A 17,850-nucleotide genomic window follows, 5' to 3' on the forward strand; every position below is an offset into this window, starting at 1 on the left:
CCTCCTTTAATTATGAATCCATTTCTTGCTTTAATTTTTTAATCGTATCCCGCAGGTTTGCCGCCTGTTCAAAGTCTAGTTGTTGCGCCGCCGTCTGCATTTCATCACTCAGATTTTTCAGGACCACTTGTTGTTCCTTGACACTCATTTGTTCAAAGTCAGACTCTGCAAACGGTTTTTCCTTGTTGTAATGATCATCTTCGGTTTGTTTGTAAGCCGAAATGACTTTTTCCACCGGTTTAATGATGGTGTGCGGTTGCTGGTGGTGGGCTTCGTTATACGCAATTTGCTTGTCCCGCCGCCGCTGGGTTTCATCCATGGCTAACTGCATTGAGTCCGTCACATGATCGGCGTACATGATCACGTGCCCGTCTTCGTTCCGAGCGGCCCGCCCGATGGTTTGAATCAGGGAGCGTTCGTTCCGTAAGAAACCTTCCTTATCAGCGTCCAAAATGGCCACCAGTGAAACTTCCGGTACGTCAATTCCTTCCCGCAGGAGGTTAATTCCAATCAGAACGTCAAATTTTCCCAACCGCAAGTCCCGCAGAATCCGCGTTCGTTCCAGGGTTTTGATGTCACTGTGCAGGTATTTCACTTTTACCCCCAGATCCTTAAGATAATCGGTTAAATCCTCGGCCATCTTTTTGGTCAAGGTTGTCACAAAGGTCCGTTGGTTTTTCTTGACCCGCGCGTTAATTTCGCCCAGTAAGTCATCCATCTGATCCTTAGTCGGTCGCACTTCGACGGTTGGATCCAGTAACCCAGTTGGTCGAATAATCTGTTCTACCACCTGACTGCTATGTTCCAGTTCGTAATCACCGGGAGTAGCTGACATGTAAACCACCTGGTGAATGTGCTTTTCAAACTCATCAAAGTTTAACGGTCGGTTGTCATAGGCACTCGGTAACCGAAAGCCGTAGTCAATTAGCTGTTTCTTGCGGGCTCGATCTCCCTTTAACATTCCCCGAACTTGGGGCACTGTTTGGTGTGATTCATCGATAAACATCAAGAAGTCTTTGGGAAAGAAATCCAGCAGCGTATACGGTGGTTCGCCCGGTTTCCGGCGATCCATGTAACGTGAGTAGTTTTCAATTCCCGACGTGTAACCCATTTCCCGCATCATTTCCAGGTCGTAAGTTGTCCGTTGCTTTAATCGTTGGGCTTCTAGGAGTTTACCGGAGTGTTCTAACTTTCCGACTTGGGTTTCCATGTCGGTTTTAATTTCTGGCAAAGCCACCCGCATGATTTCATCATTGGTCAAAAAGTGGGTCGCCGGAAAGAGTGTCACCGACGTGGGTTCTCCCAAGACTTCCCCCGTTAAGGTGTTGACTTGAGTAATTTTGTCAATTTCATCGCCAAAGAATTCAATCCGGTAGGCGTTTTGCGTTCCAGAAGCCGGAAAAACCTCCACGGTATCCCCATGGACCCGAAAACGACCCCGATCAAAGTCAATGTCGTTGCGTTGAAACTGGATGTTAACCAGCTTCCGGAGCAAAACGTCGCGTTCCATTTCATCACCAACCCGTAGCGAAACGGTATGATTTTGGTATTCTTCGGGATTCCCCAATCCAAAGATAGAGGAAACAGAAGCCACCACAATCACATCGTTCCGAGACAATAACGCACTCGTCGCAGCATGTCGTAGTTGGTCGATTTCATCGTTAATCGATGCATCCTTTTCAATGTAGGTATCACTTGAAGGAACGTAGGCCTCTGGTTGATAGAAATCGTAGTAACTAACGAAGTATTCCACGGCATTGTGCGGAAAAAACTCCTTGAGCTCGTTATATAACTGCCCCGCCAGGGTCTTATTATGAGCCAACACTAAAGTAGGCCGATTTTGATCCCGAATGATGTTAGCCATCGTGAACGTTTTTCCCGTTCCCGTAGCTCCCAACAGGGTTTGTTCTTTATCGCCAGCAGCTAAACCAGCGTCAATCTTGTGAATTGCCGTGGGTTGGTCACCGGTTGGTTGGTACTTTGAAACCAACTCAAATTGATTTTGTGTTTTTGTAACCATTTGATCCTCTTATTCTTAATTGGTGATTAATCGTAAGTGCTAGTTGTTCCAGTCAACTAGGTCAGTGTTATTATCTTAGCACACGAACATACTTTCGCCAAACAAAAAAGAAGCACTCCCAGAGTCCTTCCTTTTGGTAAATTATTTGCTTTTAACGGATTCCACGTAGTCAAAGACCGCTTGACCAGCAATTCCACCATCACCAACGGCAGTGGTAATCTGGCGCAAATGCTTCTTGCGGACGTCTCCAACGGCAAAAATCCCAGGTACGTTCGTTTCCATTTCGTCATTGGTCAAAATCCAACCTTGTTCATCGGTAATGCCCAGGTCTTTAAAGGCCTCGGTAATTGGCAAAATGCCAACGTATACAAACACCCCGGCCGTTGGCAGTTCGCTGGTTGCGCCAGTTTGATTATTCTTCAATGCAACCCCAGAAACCTTTTTGCCATCACCAAGAATTTCAGTAACATTACTATTCCAAATAAACTCAATGTTGTCACGGGCAAAGGCGCGTTCCTGTAAGATCTTTTGGGCCCGAAGTTGATCCCGGCGGTGCACAACCGTCACTTTTTTTGCCAAGTTAGCCAAGTAAGTAGCTTCTTGAACGGCAGAATCCCCACCACCGACTACAACAACGTCTTCATTCTTAAAGAAGGCTCCATCACAAACGGCACAGTAAGAAACTCCCCGACCACCATATTCATCTTCACCAGGAACTCCGAGTTTCCGGTATTCTGAACCAGACCCAATGATGACCGCTGGTGCCTCAAACTGGTCTTCGGCAGTATGAACAATTTTTTGGTCCCCAGCTAACTCAATCCCAGTGACTTCACCATAGGCATATTCCACCCCAAATTGGGTACTACTTTCGTACATTTTTTCAGATAAGTCTGGACCCAGAATGGATTTAAACCCCGTGTAGTTTTCAATCTCAGCGGTATTGTTCATCTGGCCCCCATACACACCCCGATCAAGCATTAAAACAGAAAGTTCGGCTCGCGAAGCGTAAAGAGCGGCGGTCATTCCCGCTGGTCCAGCTCCGATTACAATTACATCGTATTTTTTGGTCATTTTGTTCACCTCATTTAGTGGTTAACTTTCAATAGCTTTATCCTAACACACTTACTTAAAGTTAGTAACTTATTTAGCTCACAACTACTTTGGTTAACCATTTTCCGTTTGCCCTTCCCGCGTCATTAAAGCGTGAATAGCATCTGGAACGGTTTCTTCTTGTTCGAGGACGGCGTGAATTGCTTCGGTAATTGGCATCGAAATTCCGGTTGTCTGAGCTAAGTCATAAGCGGCTTGACTAGTGGCAATTCCTTCAATCACCATGCCCATGTTAGCGACCACTTCGTCGAGCGGAACGCCCTGACCTAGTTGGTAACCAGCTCGGTAGTTCCGCGAGTTCGTGCTGGTCGCCGTAACAATCACATCCCCCATTCCGGATAAACCGGCAAAGGTTAACGGGTTAGCACCAAAGCTCACCCCTAATCGCGAAATTTCGGCCACTCCCCGGGTCATCAAAGCCGCTCGGGAATTGTCCCCGTAACCTAATCCAGCTAGGGCGCCCGATGCGAGGGCAATAATGTTCTTGAGGGCGCCGCCAAATTCAACCCCAATGACATCTGAGTTGGTATAAACCCGAAAGTACTCATTCATAAATAATTTTTGGAAGTGTTTAGCGGCGTCAAAATCATCACTCGCCACCGTTACCAAGGTCGGATCGTGTTGGGCAACCCCTTCGGCATGACTGGGACCCGAAAGCACCGCAATACTGGTACGGTGATTAGGATCAATTGTTTCTGCCAGCACCTGGGAAATCCGCAGGTAGGTTTTGGTTTCCAATCCCTTACTCCCGTGAATCAAGGCTGGTTTAGTGCCTAACTTAGCCAGGATTTGATTAACGTCCTGTGCTACGGAGCGAGTTGCTTGAGCCGGTACAATGAACAAAATATCCGTCGCATCGGTTAAGGCTTCCTCTAAATCAGTAGTTGCCTGCAAACTGGCTGAAAAGGTGTAATCGTGAATGTAATGAGAATTAGTGTGGTGCTGGTTCAGCTCGTTGGCCTGTTCTGCACTTCTGGTCCACAGTTGGACCTCATGCCCGTTGGCATCCAAAATGGCAGCTAACATGCTGCCCCAGGAGCCAGCTCCTAATACGGCAATTTTAGTTTTCATTTATTGATCTCCTTTAGAGTTGTAAACGTCGTACCACTGTAAACTGTGGTCCGTGCGGCGGCGATAAACGAGGACGGCCAACGCCCCCACAAACAGCACTACTGATAACACCTGAGAAATCCGCAGTGGCCCCAGCATCAAACTATCCGTTCTCATTCCCTCGGTAAAAAAGCGCCCGTAGGAATACCACATGACGTAAGCCAAAAAGATTTCTCCACGCTTAAACAGGTGGTCGGAATGGCGCATGGTCATCAACAAAATGAAGCCTAAGAGATCCCAAATGGATTCATAGAGAAAGGTCGGTTGCCGGTATGCTCCGTCAATTAACATCTGATTGATAATCCCGGTCGGTAAATGTAATTGGGTGAGAAAACGGTGGGTGGTAATTGCTCCATACGCTTCTTGGTTCATGAAGTTCCCCCACCGGCCAATTCCTTGCGCCATAATTACGGTCGGGGCCGCAATGTCAAACACCTGCCAAAGAGATAATTGATGACGGCGACAAAACCACCAGATAAACAGACCCGCTCCTAACAAGGCTCCGTAGATGGCAATGCCTCCGTCCCAAATGGCGATAATTTCTCCCGGATGGCTCGCGTAATAATTCCACCGAAAAACCACGTAATAAATCCGAGCAGAGACAATGGCAATCGGAATCGCACCTAAAATGAGGTTATAGACCAGGTCCTCGTTGAGTCCCTGACGATGCACTTCTCGCATTGCCAACCACACGGCAATTAAGACGGCACTGGCAATGATGAGTCCGTACCACCGTACGTTGAACGGACCAAAGCTAAAGGCAATCGGATTTAGGGCTGCAATTGCAAACATTGTCGCAAGTCCCCCTTATTTACCTTCGTCAGGCTTTGGTTGATCCGCAGCACTGTTATTTTTAATTAACCCGTTTAATTCTTCGTCAAACATTTTCGTGGCGTTGTAGCCCATCGTGTTAGCCCGGAAGTTCATTGCTGCTGTTTCAATGATAATGGCAAGATTTCGACCTGGTTTAACCGGGATATTTAGTTGCTTAACTTCGACATCAAAAATTTGTTGTTTGTCGTTACCAGTGCCTAGGCGATCGTACTTCTTCCCCTTTTCCCACACGTCCAGGTGAACGATTAAGTCAATCCGCGTTTCCGACCGAACGGCTCCGGTTCCAAACAGCGTCATCACGTCGATAATTCCAATTCCCCGAATTTCTAACAGGTGACTCAAAATTTTGGGAGCCTGTCCAATGATGTCTTGCTCATCGTGTTGGTGTACGTCGACCCGGTCATCGGCAATCAGCCGGTGTCCGCGTTTCACCAGTTCCAACGCAGTTTCACTTTTACCAATCCCAGAATCACCGGTAATCAGAATTCCAACCCCGTAAACTTCGACCAATACTCCATGAATGGATTGCCGCGGTGCTAGTTTTGCTTCCAAATAATCCGTCATGTTACTTAAAACCCGCGAGGTGTTCAGCTTTGATTCCAAAATCGGAATTTGGGCTGTTTTAGCGGCCCGAATCAATTCAACCGGTGGTTCAATGTCCGTTGAGATTACAAAGGCGGGAGTATCAGGCTGGCACAATCTGGTCATGTATTCTTGCAAGTCCTTTTCTTCCAAGTGCTTGGCAAATGACGTTTCCGTAATTCCCAACAGTTGAATCCGTTCTGAAGGATAGTAGGCAAAGTAGCCAGTTAATTCCAATCCAGGCCGCGAAATATCGCTCGTTGTAATCGGTCGGTCTAAATATTCCGAACCAGAAAAAACGTTCAAATGAGTATTTTCCACTAGTTCTTTGACACTCACACTCTTGTTACTCATGAAGATCCTCCTTGACTACACATCCGGTGTAATAAAGTAATTACAAATTGACATTAACAAAGAAATCACAAAAACCATGCCAAACGATGAGAAACTCATCATTGGTCCCACTAAGATGGCGGTTATCTCTAAAATCAAAGCGTTTAATACTAGGTTAAAGAGCCCAAACGTCACAATATTAATTGGCAAAAACAATATTGATAAAATTGGTTTGATTAAAACCTGTAATAAGGTTAAAACGGCAGCGGCGCCAAGCGCCACCTGCCAGCTCCCGATGTAAAAGGAAGCCGGAAAGATGGTGGAAAAGGCTAATAGTAAGATGAAATTAACCAGCCACCGACTAATTACTCTCATTTGGTTGCTCCTGTTTTTTCTTTCGGAAAGGTCACAATCCCAATTTCGTGGGGAGCCCCTTCGTAAATGGCTGCATCCTTTAGTTCTAGTTGGCCGTTCCGGTTTTTAATCTTGAGATGGCAGAAGGCTGGACTACTTTGCAAGGCCCGGTATAGCTGTTCTTCGTTACGAACGGCTTGTCCATTGACCTCTAAAATCAGATCGCCGGTTTGCAGATTCATCTTGCTAGCAGGCGTATTTGGTTTCACCGCTAAAATCCGAATTCCATCCACGGCTTGTTCTACTTGCTTAGCCGAAGCACGTTTGTCAACACGGTGATAATGATACAGCACCATTCCGTAAGCCAATAACAAGACGATAATCGCTAACACTTCAAACCAGAGATTTTTCCACAGAAAAGCATCAATCGTAAGTCCCAAACTTAACCAAGCTAACCAACCAGTGGCATTGGCAAGGCGCTTAAGGATATCAGCTGACATGTCACTAACAAATTTAAATCGGTAACCAATCAAAAACGGCACCACCAGGATACTGACCTTGCTTCCAAACAACCGAAACATTGGCCAAAATGGACTGTTAGCGACAAACAATTGTCCCGGAACTAGAAAGACCAGTGGAAAGATGGTGAATTTATTAAAGAGGTACGAAGCAACTCGATTCCCCCGAATGTTCTTACTAAGGACCGGTGAATTCACGGACTTCCGGTTAAACTTCAAGAACAGGTACTGCAAAATCAACATGACCGTCAGTAATTCCAAAAAGTTCATTCCCACGGGCATCGTGTTTTGCAAGGTGAGGCTAAGGTTTCCGTTTAAAATGTGAGTGTAAAAGTTATTACCGAGTAACAGAATCAGTAACATCAAAATCCCCATCCCAGCAAACGGGAACATAGCGCCCGGAATTACCAGCATCAAGGCTACAATGGCTTCGTAAGCAAAAATCCAGGCATAGGAAACCTCGATTCCAAACGCAAAGGACAGAACCGAGCCTACGATTCCTAAACCAATCGTTCCCCACAAAAAGGTCCGCAGTTCAGTATGTTTGGGATTAATCGCACTATCGTAAAGCGATCGTTCCCGCTTCACCCGTAAGTGGTGATCCACCAGGGTACGACCAATCCCGAACCAGAACGCCGGCATCATAAAGAAAAATAAAACATTAAATAATAACTGCTGTTGCATAATTGCCATCCTTATTGATTATCTTGTTGTAACTTCCACTGTAAGTACGCGTCAATGAAGGGATTTAAGTCTCCGTCCATCACGGCTTTTCCGTTCGCAGTTTCATACCCCGTTCGGTGATCTTTCACCATGGTATACGGATGAAAGACGTAGGACCGAATCTGTGAACCCCAACCAATGTCCAGCTGGGTTCCCGCTAACTTTGCCTTTTCCTCGGCCTTCTTTTGCTCTTCGCGTTCATACAACTTTGATTTTAACATATTCATCGCGGTAACTCGGTTTTGAAGTTGAGAACGTTGAGCTTGACTTGCCGTCACGATTCCTGTCGGCAGGTGAGTGATGCGAACGGCTGAAGAGGTTTTATTAATGTGCTGCCCCCCGGCTCCACTAGACCGAAAGACATCAATTCGCAGGTCATCTGGATTAATTTCAACCGTCACACTATCGTCTAACTCAGGCATCACGTCCACAGAGGCAAATGAAGTATGCCTCCGTCCCGCCGAATCAAAAGGTGACAACCGGACCAACCGGTGAATCCCTTTTTCTGCTTTCAAATAACCGTAAGCGTTCGGACCGCTGATGGTCATCGTCACGCTACTAAGCCCGGCGACTTCGCCCGGTTGATAATCATCTACTTCCACCTTAAAGTTATTCTGCTCGGCCCACCGCGTGTACATCCGTAGCAGCATTTCCGCCCAGTCTTCAGCTTCCGTCCCGCCGGCTCCCGGATGAATTTCCACAATCGCATTATTGTGGTCATACTTTCCGTTTAGCAGCAGACTCAGCTGGTAATTGTGCAGGTGTTGTTCCGCCTGCTCCAAATCGTGCTCAAATTCCTGGGCTAGTTCCGGATCATCGGATTCCGTTAACAGCGCCAAACTAACCTCCAGGTTTTCGGCTTCCGTTTCCAACTCGTGGAATTGATCGTACTTTTCCTTGAGCCGGTTGGTCGTTGCAATTAACTGCTGGGCCGCCTGTTGGTCATCCCAAAACCCAGGTTGAGCCATCTTGGCTTCATTGATGCTGATGTCTTCATTTAATTGGTCGAGGTCAAAGAGACCTCCCAAAGTTACTAATGGCTTCGTTAATGTCGGCCACTTTGGCTTTTGCTGTGCTTAACTCCATTCTAATTACCCCTTTAAGTGCTTTTTTTAGACCCGATACCAAGAAAAAGCGAAGAACCGCAGTCCCTCGCCTTGTTGGTTATCTTTGAATGTCTTGCCGAATTTCGGCCTTCATGAAGAGCCGAGTTACGTCGTAATCAATATCTGCAACCATTTCTTCAAACATCTGGAATCCTTCCCGTTGATACTCAACCAGCGGATTTAACTGTCCATATCCCCGCAGTCCAATCGACTCTCTAAGTTGATCCATGGCGTCAATGTGGTTGGTCCAATGATCATCAACCACCCGCAAAATCACCACTTTTTCAAATTCCAAGAGCTGACTTGGATCTGGAAATTGCTTAGCTTTTTCATCGTAGGTCTGGCGAGCCAACTGTTTCAAGTACTCTTTAATCTCATCCGCACTCTTGCCCTTTAAGTCGTCAACCCCGATTTCGTTGATGCTAACTAATGAACTAACAGCAAAGTCAACAATCGTATCAAGGTTCCAGTCCTTTGGTTCTCCTTGGGTATGCAGGGAAACAATCCGGTCAATCGTCCGTTCGACCATCGGCATGATGACCCAGCGTAACGACCGGTTTTCTTCAATCACGCGATTCCGTTCGCCGTAAATCACGTCCCGTTGTTCGGACATCACGTTATCGTACTTCAACACGTTTTTCCGTGAGTCGTAGTTATTTCCTTCAACCCGTTTTTGTGCTGATTCGACCTGCTTGGTAATCATCCGGCTCCGAATCACAGCGTCGTCATCTTCAACCTTGAGGGTGTTTAAAACGTTCTTAATTCTTTCTGAACCAAACCGCCGCATCAAATCATCCTCTAAGGACAGGTAGAATTGGGAATATCCAGGGTCTCCCTGCCGGCCAGCCCGCCCCCGAAGCTGATTATCAATCCGCCGGGATTCATGCCGTTCGGTTCCGATTACCGCAAGACCACCGACACCGACTACACCGGGTCCCAATTTAATATCGGTTCCCCGACCAGCCATGTTGGTCGCAATCGTTACCGCGCCCTTTTGGCCCGCGTTGGCAACGATATCAGCTTCCTTAGCGTGATTTTTCGCGTTCAAAACCACGTGGGGAACGTGTTCTTGATTTAACCGTTGGGAAAGATATTCTGAAGTTTCCACGGCCACCGTTCCAAGCAAAATTGGTTGGCCCCGTTTATGTAAGGCCTTCACCTTATCAATCACTGCGTCAAATTTAGACTGTAACGTCGGATACAACACGTCAGGTTCGTCAATCCGAACCACGGGTTTGTTCGTCGGAATAGCGACTACGTTCATGTTATAGATTTCACGAAATTCTTCTTGTTCCGTCTTAGCCGTCCCCGTCATCCCGGCTAGCTTACTATAACGCCGGAAGAGATTTTGGTACGTAATGTTGGCCATCGTCTTACTTTCTTCCTGGATGGTTACGCCTTCCTTAGCTTCTAAAGCTTGGTGCAGACCATCTGAGAACCGTCGCCCTTCCATAATTCTACCGGTAAAGGAATCCACGATTAGAACTTCGTCGTCCTTAACCACGTAGTCTTTGTCCCGTTCCATCACGTAGTTAGCTCGTAAGGCTTGGTCAATGTGGTGGGTTAAAGCCGTGTTATCCGGATCATAGATGTTTTTCAAGTTAAAGAACTGATCCGCTTTTTTAATTCCCTGCTCCGTGAGGGAAACAGTTTTAGTTTCCAGGTCGACCTTAAAGTCGTCTTTAGCCGTCAAGGTTTTGGCAAATCGGTCTGCCTGCCGGTATAACTCGTTGGCACCCTGAGCTTGTCCAGAAATAATCAACGGAGTCCGGGCTTCATCAATTAAGATGGAGTCCACTTCGTCGACCAAAGCAAAGTTTAACGGGCGTTGCACCCGATTTTCTTTGTAAACCACCATGTTATCCCTCAGGTAGTCAAACCCAATTTCACTGTTTGTGGAGTAGGTGATATCCGCGTTATAGGCTTCCCGTTTTTCTTCGGGATTCTTTTCAGCAGTATTCACCCCAACCGTTAATCCCAACCAGTTGTATAATTCTCCCATTTGCTCGGCATCCCGAGCAGACAGATATTCGTTCACAGTTACCACGTGAACCCCTTTACCCGAAATGGCATTAAGGTACACTGGCATCGTGGCCGTCAAGGTTTTTCCTTCCCCGGTCTTCATTTCGGCAATGTTTCCTTCGTGCAGAACCACACCTCCCATGATTTGAACCCGGAACGGCGTCATCCCAAGGACCCGACGAGCTCCTTCACGGACAACCGCAAAGGCCTCTGGAAGTAAATCATCTAAGCTGGTTCCATTTTGATAGCGTTCTTTGAATTCAGGCGTTTTCGCCTGTAACTCAGCATCGCTGAGCTGGCGATATTCTTCCGAGTAGGAACTAACCTGATCGGCAATTTTGCCTAGCTGTTTAATGCGGCGGTTATCACTTTCCACCCATTGTTTTAATACGTTTGTTGGCATGCTTTCAATCTCCTTGATGTATCTTGATTGTTTGCTGGCGGTTTTAGTTATATACTTTTCATTCTAACATTTTCTGCGCCTAATTAAAAATTACTCTCCCCACATTAAAAAAAGAGGAAAGCCCCCAAAAAACTAGTTTTTGAGAGCCCCATTGTTGCATAACCACTCGCCTTAACTTTCCGTTGTAATCAGACCGTAGTGACCATCGTTACGGCGGTAAATGATGTTAATGGTTTCGTCGTTAATGTCTTTGTAAATGTAAAAATCATGATTAAGTAAGTTCATTTGTAAAATGGCGGTTTCTGAGTCCATCTGCTTTAACGGAATCCGTTTCTTACGGACCACGTCTAACGTCACCACGGGGGCTTCCTTATCCCGAAACAAGTTCGAATGATTGCTTCGTTGAGCATGTTGATTTACGTTAGTGCGATAGCGTTCAATCTGACCCATAATCTGATCCACTGCATTACTGATGCTAGTGGTAATGGCGTTCGTCGTTGCCTCTCCTCGCAATAACAGAAAGGGAAAAATGATGGTGATTTCAGCCTTAATTAGGCGATTAGAATAACTAACCAAATTTACGTGAGCTACCGCTGAAACACCATCAGCTAACTCTGTATTGATTTGTTCAATCTGGCTACCGATAGTCTGTCGAACCTCATCTGTGATGTCGACATCGTCGCCCCGAACGTTAAAAGATAACATGATGTAATTTCCCTTCACTTGTTTCCACACATTGATTCCACTGATTTAATTATAGTTAATTACGGGGCAAATAACAATCAATTACCGTGCGAGCGTTACGCTGCAAACCTGAGCGGCTCCATTTTGCAATAACAACCGTTGGGCTTGATGCACCGTTTGCCCCGTCGTATACACGTCGTCCACCAAGCAGACGGAGCCCCCCTGAAGTTGTGTTACTGCCGCTGGATTAATTGAAAACGGCTGCCACGTTTGTAATCGTTGTTGCCGACTTCGTTGATGCTGATTGGTAGTTTTCGGCTTTGCCACCAAAGCATCCAACCAGTCCACGTCTGTCAACCAGCCCTCAACCTGATTAAACTTCCGTTGTTGTCGTTGTGCGGTAGCCACAGGAATCGGCACAATCAACGATCCATCATCTGGCAGGCATCGTTCCAACCGTTCCTTTACCAACAACCGTAACGCGTAATCACCTTTAAACTTATACCGGTCTAAGTACTCCTGCATCATCCCGTGATAAGGATAGAGTGCCTGATTCTTAAGTACGGCAAAGCCCCATTCATTCCAAGCCTGACAGTCACCACAAATCAGTACATCCGTTTGGAACCGACCACACTGCGAACACTGGGGCTGTTTCGGTGGTTCGAAAAGTGGTTGACAGCGGTGACAAAGCTGGGGTGCCTGATAGGGTTGCAAACTAAAGAGCCAGGTCACGGTTAGCGTCGGCCGCAACTGATTATCACACCACAAACATCGTTCAAACATTCGCACGAGCCCCCTTTCGATTCATCTGGGCAATTTGGCGCCGCGCACGTCGCACGTTTTTGGTGTAACCACTTACGATGCAGTCAACTTGCCCGGTGGTCCGGCTGTCTTTACGACCAACCCGACCCGCCATCTGCACGAGCGAAGCCACTGAAAAGACCCGGTCATCTCCACCCAGGATAATCACATCAATCCCCGGAAAGGTAACCCCTCGTTCTAAAATCGTGGTCGTCACTAAAAATAAAACTTTCCGGTTCCGCATCCGTTCTACCTTGCTAATCCGCTCTGGATCACCCGCATACACGGTTTCCCAACACGGGGGTCCGGCCACATGGCAATGTAAATACCGATCAAGCGGATCTATATCACGAATGCGAGGCACAAATAATAAAAATGGTTGTTGCGCGCGAACCTTGGTGCGGATTAAGCTCCGTAAAATCCGTGGTAATTTCCCCTGTTGCAGTTGCCTCCGCCAGCGCACGGCCACCCGCCAGTGAATTTGAGGTAACGGATGCCCGTGAAATCTCCGTGGTAAATAAGCCGTCCGCCCCTGGTACTTTCGCTGAAGTCGAAGACTGGGGGTTGCGGTCATTAACAGACAGCTCCCCATCGATTTGAGCGCACGTCGAGCCGCCTGTTCAAGCATAGGATTATTGGCATACGGAAAGGCATCCACTTCGTCTAAAATCAAAACGTCAAAGGCTGATTGAAACCGAAGGAGTTGGTGAGTGGTACAGATGGTTAATTGCCGATAGACGTACCCCGTTTCGGTGTGACCATGCAGTAACGCAATCGGAATCGTGGGGAAAACGGCTTGGTAGCGCGGATAAAGTTCACCACACACATCAACACGAGGGGCGGCCACCGCCACCCGAAGGCCTTGTTGTAATGCCCAGGCAATTCCTGGAAATGAAATTTCGGTCTTGCCAGCGCCGGTCACCGCCCACAACAATTGATCTTGGTGAGTTTGAAACCCCCGCTGCAACTGATCAGCACAATCTCGTTGTTGTGCAGTCAACTCCCCGGTCCATACTAAAGGATTTAAAGCTGGTGGAAATGCATTTGGTTCTGCCTGACTCACCAACTGCATGGAGCTGTCTAAGCGGCCTAAGTTCAGACAAGCTCGACAGTAATAATCTCCGCTCGGTAGCTCATTCCTGCTTTTTTCACAATCAGTTTGGCATCGGTTACAATGAAGGAAGCTGGATCCCACTTCAATGGCTGCTTGTTGCTGAAAATGCTCAGTGGGTAAAGCACATGCCTCTGCAGTTGGCAATGGCACCAAGCGACCCCAGAAATTTTGTTCGTCCATTTATATTTCACCTCTAGCTTTAGATACGGAAAGGAACTCAACATGGATCAACCATTTTTAACGATTGCCCACGCTGGCAATCACGAAATTGTCATCAAAAAATCCAAGTTCATCGCTAACATCGCTCGAATTAGCACCGAAGCTGAGGCTATAAACTTCATTCAAAAAGTTAAAACCGATCACAAAAAGGCCACCCATAACTGTTTTGCCTACGTACTGGGCGAAACCGATCAGGTGCAACGAGAAAGTGACAATGGAGAACCCAGTGGTACAGCCGGGGTTCCCATCTTAGAAGTCATCAAAAAGAACCAGCTTCACAACGTCGCGATTGTGGTCACCCGGTACTTTGGCGGTATTAAACTGGGAGCGGGTGGTCTTATCCGAGCTTATAGTGGTTCAGCAGCCCAAGTGATTGAGACCGTGGGTATTGTGCAACGAGTAACCCACGAGGTCTTCAAAATTACCGTAGACTACAAAAATTACGATCAATTGAACTACTTTTTAACCACCCACGACTTCCAAATTATGGACATGGATTATCAAGCCATGGTCACCGTGACCACGTCCGTGGCAGCCAGTGCTTTAGATCAATTCCAAACTGATTTACAAAATCTATTGGCAGGCAACGTGCAATTTAAGTCCGAGGGGACCCAATTTGTTGAACGGCTCGTGCCTAATTCCCAGGAATGATTGCGTTTACATTGGGCTCTGTTATAATATTAACAGTAAAAAAGATTCCAATTTTGAAAGGAGTATTGCGATGTCAACTAAAGATGTAAAAAACACCCAAGACACCACAAAAGCTGCTCCCATCCTGGTACAGATGGGAATTTATGCAGTAATTTTATTCGTTTCGTACATAATTTCGTCCCTCTTTCCCAAGAACTTTCCCGTTCCGGCGTCAGTAGTGGGATTAGTGATTCTCTACCTCCTCTTAACCTTTCACGTTATCAAACCGCTTCACGTGGAAAAGGTCGGGAACTTTTTGATTAGCATTCTAGCATTTCTCTTTGTTCCCTCCGGAATTCAACTGGCCGCTGACTTAGACATCATGAAAAAGTCCGGACTGCAAATGGTTGTCATGATCTTCATTTCCACGGTCGTCATGTTGATTTCGGTTGCCCTGGTAGCCACGGTTTTGATTTGGTTACGAAACCGGTTTTTCCCAGTAAAGGAGTAAGTTGCAATGAAAATGGAATTAATTAAATTTTTGGGCACGCCGATGTTCGGAATTGCCCTCTCCCTGCTGGTCTTTCTGTTAGGGACTTTCTTATTTAAAAAATCAAAGGGATTCTTCCTCTTTCAACCGCTGTTCGTCAGCATGGTGTTAGGAATTTTCATCTTATGGTTAATCGCCAGAGTCGCAAATCTGGATGTGACCTGGGTTTACAAGAACCTCTACAAGCCCGGTGGTGACATCATCTTCTGGTTTATCTACCCCGCTACGATTGCCTTTGCGATTCCATTGTTCAAACGCAATGACATTGTGAAGAAGTATTGGTTGGAGATTATCCTTTCGCTCGTAATTGGACTATCAATTTCGGTGGTCATTATGTACTTTGTTTCCAAACTACTGGGTCTCAACAACGCCGGCATTGCTTCGATGTTACCACAAGCTGCTACAACGGCCGTCGCTATGCCAATCGCCGCCGGAATTCACGGAATCCCAGCCATCACCGCCATGGCCTGCATCTTAAACGCCGTAATCATCTACGCCATCGGGGACTGGCTGATTAAGATCTTCCACCTCAAGAACCCGATTGGAGTGGGATTAGGATTAGGAACCGCTGGTCACACACTGGGTTCGGCCAAAGCGTTAGAACTCGGTGAAATCCAAGGATCCATGGCTGCTATTTCGGTTGTTATCATCTCAATCGTAGTTGACGTTGTCGTACCCCTCTTTGCCAACTTGGTTCACCTTTAATTTAAAGCTAACCTAAGCTAAAGCCCCCTAAAAGTTAACTTTAGGGAGCTTTTTTATGTGCTGTAATCAGACTTCAAACATTGCACCAGCTACAAAAAGGACAGTTTCCGCTCAAAGCGGAAGCTGTCCTTTTTGGTTAAAAAATTTAGTAATAATTAGTTACTCAAATGGTAATTGTACGTTGAAACAATAATATTTTGTCGTGAATTCAAGGCTGCCCGCAAACGGACTCCGGTTTGATTATGCAATACTTGTTGCCATGGTTTCCGCGGGACGAATTGTGGAACCAAAACGGTCGTGGAGTAGTTAATCTCATCATCCTTCCGGGCCATTACATCACAGAACCGCAGCACTGGATCGTTCAAGGACCGGTATGAGGTATGAATGTTAACGAATCTGATGTCCGGATACTCACTCTTGAATTGATTTTCAATCTTGTTTTCCTTATCTGGATCAGAGGCAAAGGAAACGTGGACCGCAACCACTTGATCCGCAATCGAGTTGGCATAACTGATGGCCTGGCGGGTCACCTGGGTGACGTTTCCGACCAGCACGATGACCGTGGAACCATCGTATTCTCGAATCTGAACGGATTCATTCTTATTGTGAACCCGCAACTGTCGGGCTACTTGTTGGTAGTGATTGTGAACCCGGTAGAACATGTACAAAATCAACGGCATGATGATCAAGTACGGCCAAACTTCCTTGAAGTGCAGTGCAAACAAGAACAGCACTAGCATGACCGAAATTCCGGCTCCAATCAGGTTAATGAACATCTTACCTGGCCAGAAGCCTTCCTTGTGGTGTAACCAATGCACAATCATTCCGGATTGCGATAGCGTGAACGGTACAAACACCCCAACCGCATACAGTGGAATCAGGAGGTTGGTTTTCCCGTTGAAGATCCAGATTAAAACAACAGCTCCAATTGCCAGCGAAATAATTCCATTAGAATAACCCAGCCGGTCTCCCTTATCAAGGTAGGCATGGGGCAGGTACTTATCCTTGGCCATGTTGTAAGCCAAGATGGGAAAGGCTGAGAATCCAGTGTTCGCAGCCACAGCCAGAATTAAGGCCGTCGCCAGTTGTAACATGTAGTAGAAGAACCCGTGCCCAAAGACACCCGTCCCGATTTGAGATAGTACCGTATCCTTGGCGTTCGGGATAATGCCCATGTAGTAACTTAAGAACGTGATGGAACCAAAGAAAATGGCCAAGATGATTGCCATTAAAGCTAACGTATTGGAAGCATTCTTCCGGTTCGGTTGCTTAAAGTTGGGCACCGCATTACTGATGGCTTCCACTCCGGTTAAGGAAGCAGACCCGGCCGAAAAGGCTTTAAAAAACATTAACAGGGTCATACCCTTCACGGAGGCCGTGATTGGTGCTGCAGCATGATAGGTAATCTTCCCCGTTAAAATGTTATACCCCCCAACGATAATCATTAAAATGATCATCAAAATGAAAAGATAAACGGGCAACACTAGGAAGGACGCAGAGTCACGCATCCCCCGCAGGTTCAAGACCATGATGAACAGCACAATCAGAATCGCAATCGGAACCTGATAGTGATATAGGCTAGGAATTGCCGAGGTAATTGCTTCTGTTCCAGAGGTCGTAGACACCGCCACGGTCAACATGTAATCAACCAGTAACGAGCCCCCGGCCACTAGCCCAGCACCTTCACCCCAATTACTCCGAGCCACCACATAGGCTCCCCCACCAGAGGGGTAAGCATAAATAATTTGCCGGTAGGACAAAGTAATGGCGGCCAGAAGAATTAACACCAACAACGCAACCCACATTTGGTACATGAGGGCGGCCGTTGATAGCGTAATCAAGACTGCCGTAATCTGTTCCGTTCCGTAAGCCACTGATGATAACGCATCTGACGACAACAGGGCTAATCCCTTAAAAATCGTAAGGGACTGCCCTGATTCATCGGTACTTTTCAGCGGTCGGCCAATAATTAAACGTTTTAAATATCGCCACATGAAACTGTACTCCTATATCTTGAATTTGCTAACTAGCA

The 17,850-nt window shown here is 46.7% G+C and carries 16 protein-coding genes; 3 read left to right on the top strand and 13 right to left on the bottom strand.

What is annotated here, in order from left to right:
* Nucleotides 1–10 precede the first annotated feature (10 nt).
* The 12 genes from uvrB to M3M38_RS02570 form a co-directional block, all read right to left on the bottom strand.
* Nucleotides 11–2,020 carry an excinuclease ABC subunit UvrB gene (gene uvrB / locus M3M38_RS02515; protein WP_252814670.1) on the bottom strand — a complete coding sequence of 670 codons (2,010 nt, stop codon included), beginning with the start codon at nucleotides 2,018–2,020 and terminating at the stop codon, nucleotides 11–13.
* 141 nt (nucleotides 2,021–2,161) lie between these two features.
* Complete coding sequence (trxB, locus tag M3M38_RS02520) at nucleotides 2,162–3,091, bottom strand: thioredoxin-disulfide reductase (RefSeq protein ID WP_252814671.1); 930 nt, start codon at nucleotides 3,089–3,091, stop codon at nucleotides 2,162–2,164.
* A 93-nt stretch (nucleotides 3,092–3,184) separates the two neighbouring features.
* Nucleotides 3,185–4,201 carry an NAD(P)H-dependent glycerol-3-phosphate dehydrogenase gene (locus tag M3M38_RS02525; RefSeq protein WP_252814672.1) on the bottom strand — a complete coding sequence of 339 codons (1,017 nt, stop codon included), beginning with the start codon at nucleotides 4,199–4,201 and terminating at the stop codon, nucleotides 3,185–3,187.
* Nucleotides 4,202–5,032 carry a prolipoprotein diacylglyceryl transferase gene (gene lgt, locus M3M38_RS02530; protein WP_252814673.1) on the bottom strand — a complete coding sequence of 277 codons (831 nt, stop codon included), beginning with the start codon at nucleotides 5,030–5,032 and terminating at the stop codon, nucleotides 4,202–4,204.
* A gap of 15 nt (nucleotides 5,033–5,047) precedes the next feature.
* Entirely contained in the window at nucleotides 5,048–6,010 is a 963-nt protein-coding gene (gene hprK / locus M3M38_RS02535) for an HPr(Ser) kinase/phosphatase (RefSeq protein ID WP_252814674.1), read from the bottom strand.
* A 15-nt stretch (nucleotides 6,011–6,025) separates the two neighbouring features.
* The gene (locus M3M38_RS02540) at nucleotides 6,026–6,364 is read right to left on the bottom strand and encodes a phage holin family protein (RefSeq protein WP_252766203.1); all 339 of its coding nucleotides are present in this window, start codon (nucleotides 6,362–6,364) and stop codon (nucleotides 6,026–6,028) included.
* Complete coding sequence (locus tag M3M38_RS02545) at nucleotides 6,361–7,545, bottom strand: PDZ domain-containing protein (RefSeq protein ID WP_252814675.1); 1,185 nt, start codon at nucleotides 7,543–7,545, stop codon at nucleotides 6,361–6,363. Before M3M38_RS02545 ends, M3M38_RS02540 begins: the two co-directional genes overlap by 4 nt.
* An 11-nt stretch (nucleotides 7,546–7,556) precedes the next feature.
* Nucleotides 7,557–8,670 (bottom strand): peptide chain release factor 2 gene (prfB, locus tag M3M38_RS02550; RefSeq protein WP_252814676.1). Its coding sequence is split into 2 segments (ribosomal slippage): nucleotides 7,557–8,597 and nucleotides 8,599–8,670, totalling 1,113 coding nucleotides; the frame shifts between segments, so codons are not numbered across the junction.
* Between the two features lie 78 nt (nucleotides 8,671–8,748).
* A complete protein-coding gene (secA, locus tag M3M38_RS02555) occupies nucleotides 8,749–11,115 on the bottom strand; it encodes a preprotein translocase subunit SecA (protein WP_252814677.1) in 2,367 nt (788 codons plus the stop codon).
* A gap of 171 nt (nucleotides 11,116–11,286) precedes the next feature.
* Entirely contained in the window at nucleotides 11,287–11,820 is a 534-nt protein-coding gene (locus tag M3M38_RS02560; protein ID WP_252814678.1) for a ribosome hibernation promotion factor, read from the bottom strand.
* A gap of 81 nt (nucleotides 11,821–11,901) precedes the next feature.
* Nucleotides 11,902–12,582, bottom strand: a complete 681-nt coding sequence (locus M3M38_RS02565) for a ComF family protein (RefSeq protein WP_252814679.1) — start codon at nucleotides 12,580–12,582, stop codon at nucleotides 11,902–11,904.
* Complete coding sequence (locus M3M38_RS02570) at nucleotides 12,575–13,894, bottom strand: ATP-dependent helicase ComFA (RefSeq protein WP_252814680.1); 1,320 nt, start codon at nucleotides 13,892–13,894, stop codon at nucleotides 12,575–12,577. The genes M3M38_RS02565 and M3M38_RS02570 overlap by 8 nt, the downstream gene beginning before the upstream one ends.
* 42 nt (nucleotides 13,895–13,936) lie before the next feature.
* On the opposite strand from M3M38_RS02570, the gene M3M38_RS02575 reads away from it, so the two are divergent.
* The 3 genes from M3M38_RS02575 (at nucleotide 13,937) to lrgB (ending at nucleotide 15,818) form a co-directional block, all read left to right on the top strand.
* Complete coding sequence (locus M3M38_RS02575) at nucleotides 13,937–14,584, top strand: YigZ family protein (RefSeq protein WP_252814681.1); 648 nt, start codon at nucleotides 13,937–13,939, stop codon at nucleotides 14,582–14,584.
* A gap of 70 nt (nucleotides 14,585–14,654) precedes the next feature.
* Nucleotides 14,655–15,074, top strand: a complete 420-nt coding sequence (locus tag M3M38_RS02580) for a CidA/LrgA family protein (protein ID WP_252814682.1) — start codon at nucleotides 14,655–14,657, stop codon at nucleotides 15,072–15,074.
* Between the two features lie 6 nt (nucleotides 15,075–15,080).
* Nucleotides 15,081–15,818 (top strand): antiholin-like protein LrgB, encoded by a 738-nt coding sequence (gene lrgB / locus M3M38_RS02585; RefSeq protein ID WP_252814683.1) that lies wholly within the window; start codon nucleotides 15,081–15,083, stop codon nucleotides 15,816–15,818.
* Nucleotides 15,819–15,973: 155 nt separating this feature from the next.
* Here the strand turns inward: lrgB and M3M38_RS02590 are convergent, their stop codons facing one another.
* A complete protein-coding gene (locus tag M3M38_RS02590) occupies nucleotides 15,974–17,812 on the bottom strand; it encodes an APC family permease (protein WP_252766213.1) in 1,839 nt (612 codons plus the stop codon).
* Nucleotides 17,813–17,850: the final 38 nt, after the last annotated feature.

This window comes from Fructilactobacillus cliffordii, assembly GCF_024029355.1.
Taxonomy (GTDB): Bacteria; Bacillota; Bacilli; order Lactobacillales; family Lactobacillaceae; genus Fructilactobacillus; species Fructilactobacillus cliffordii.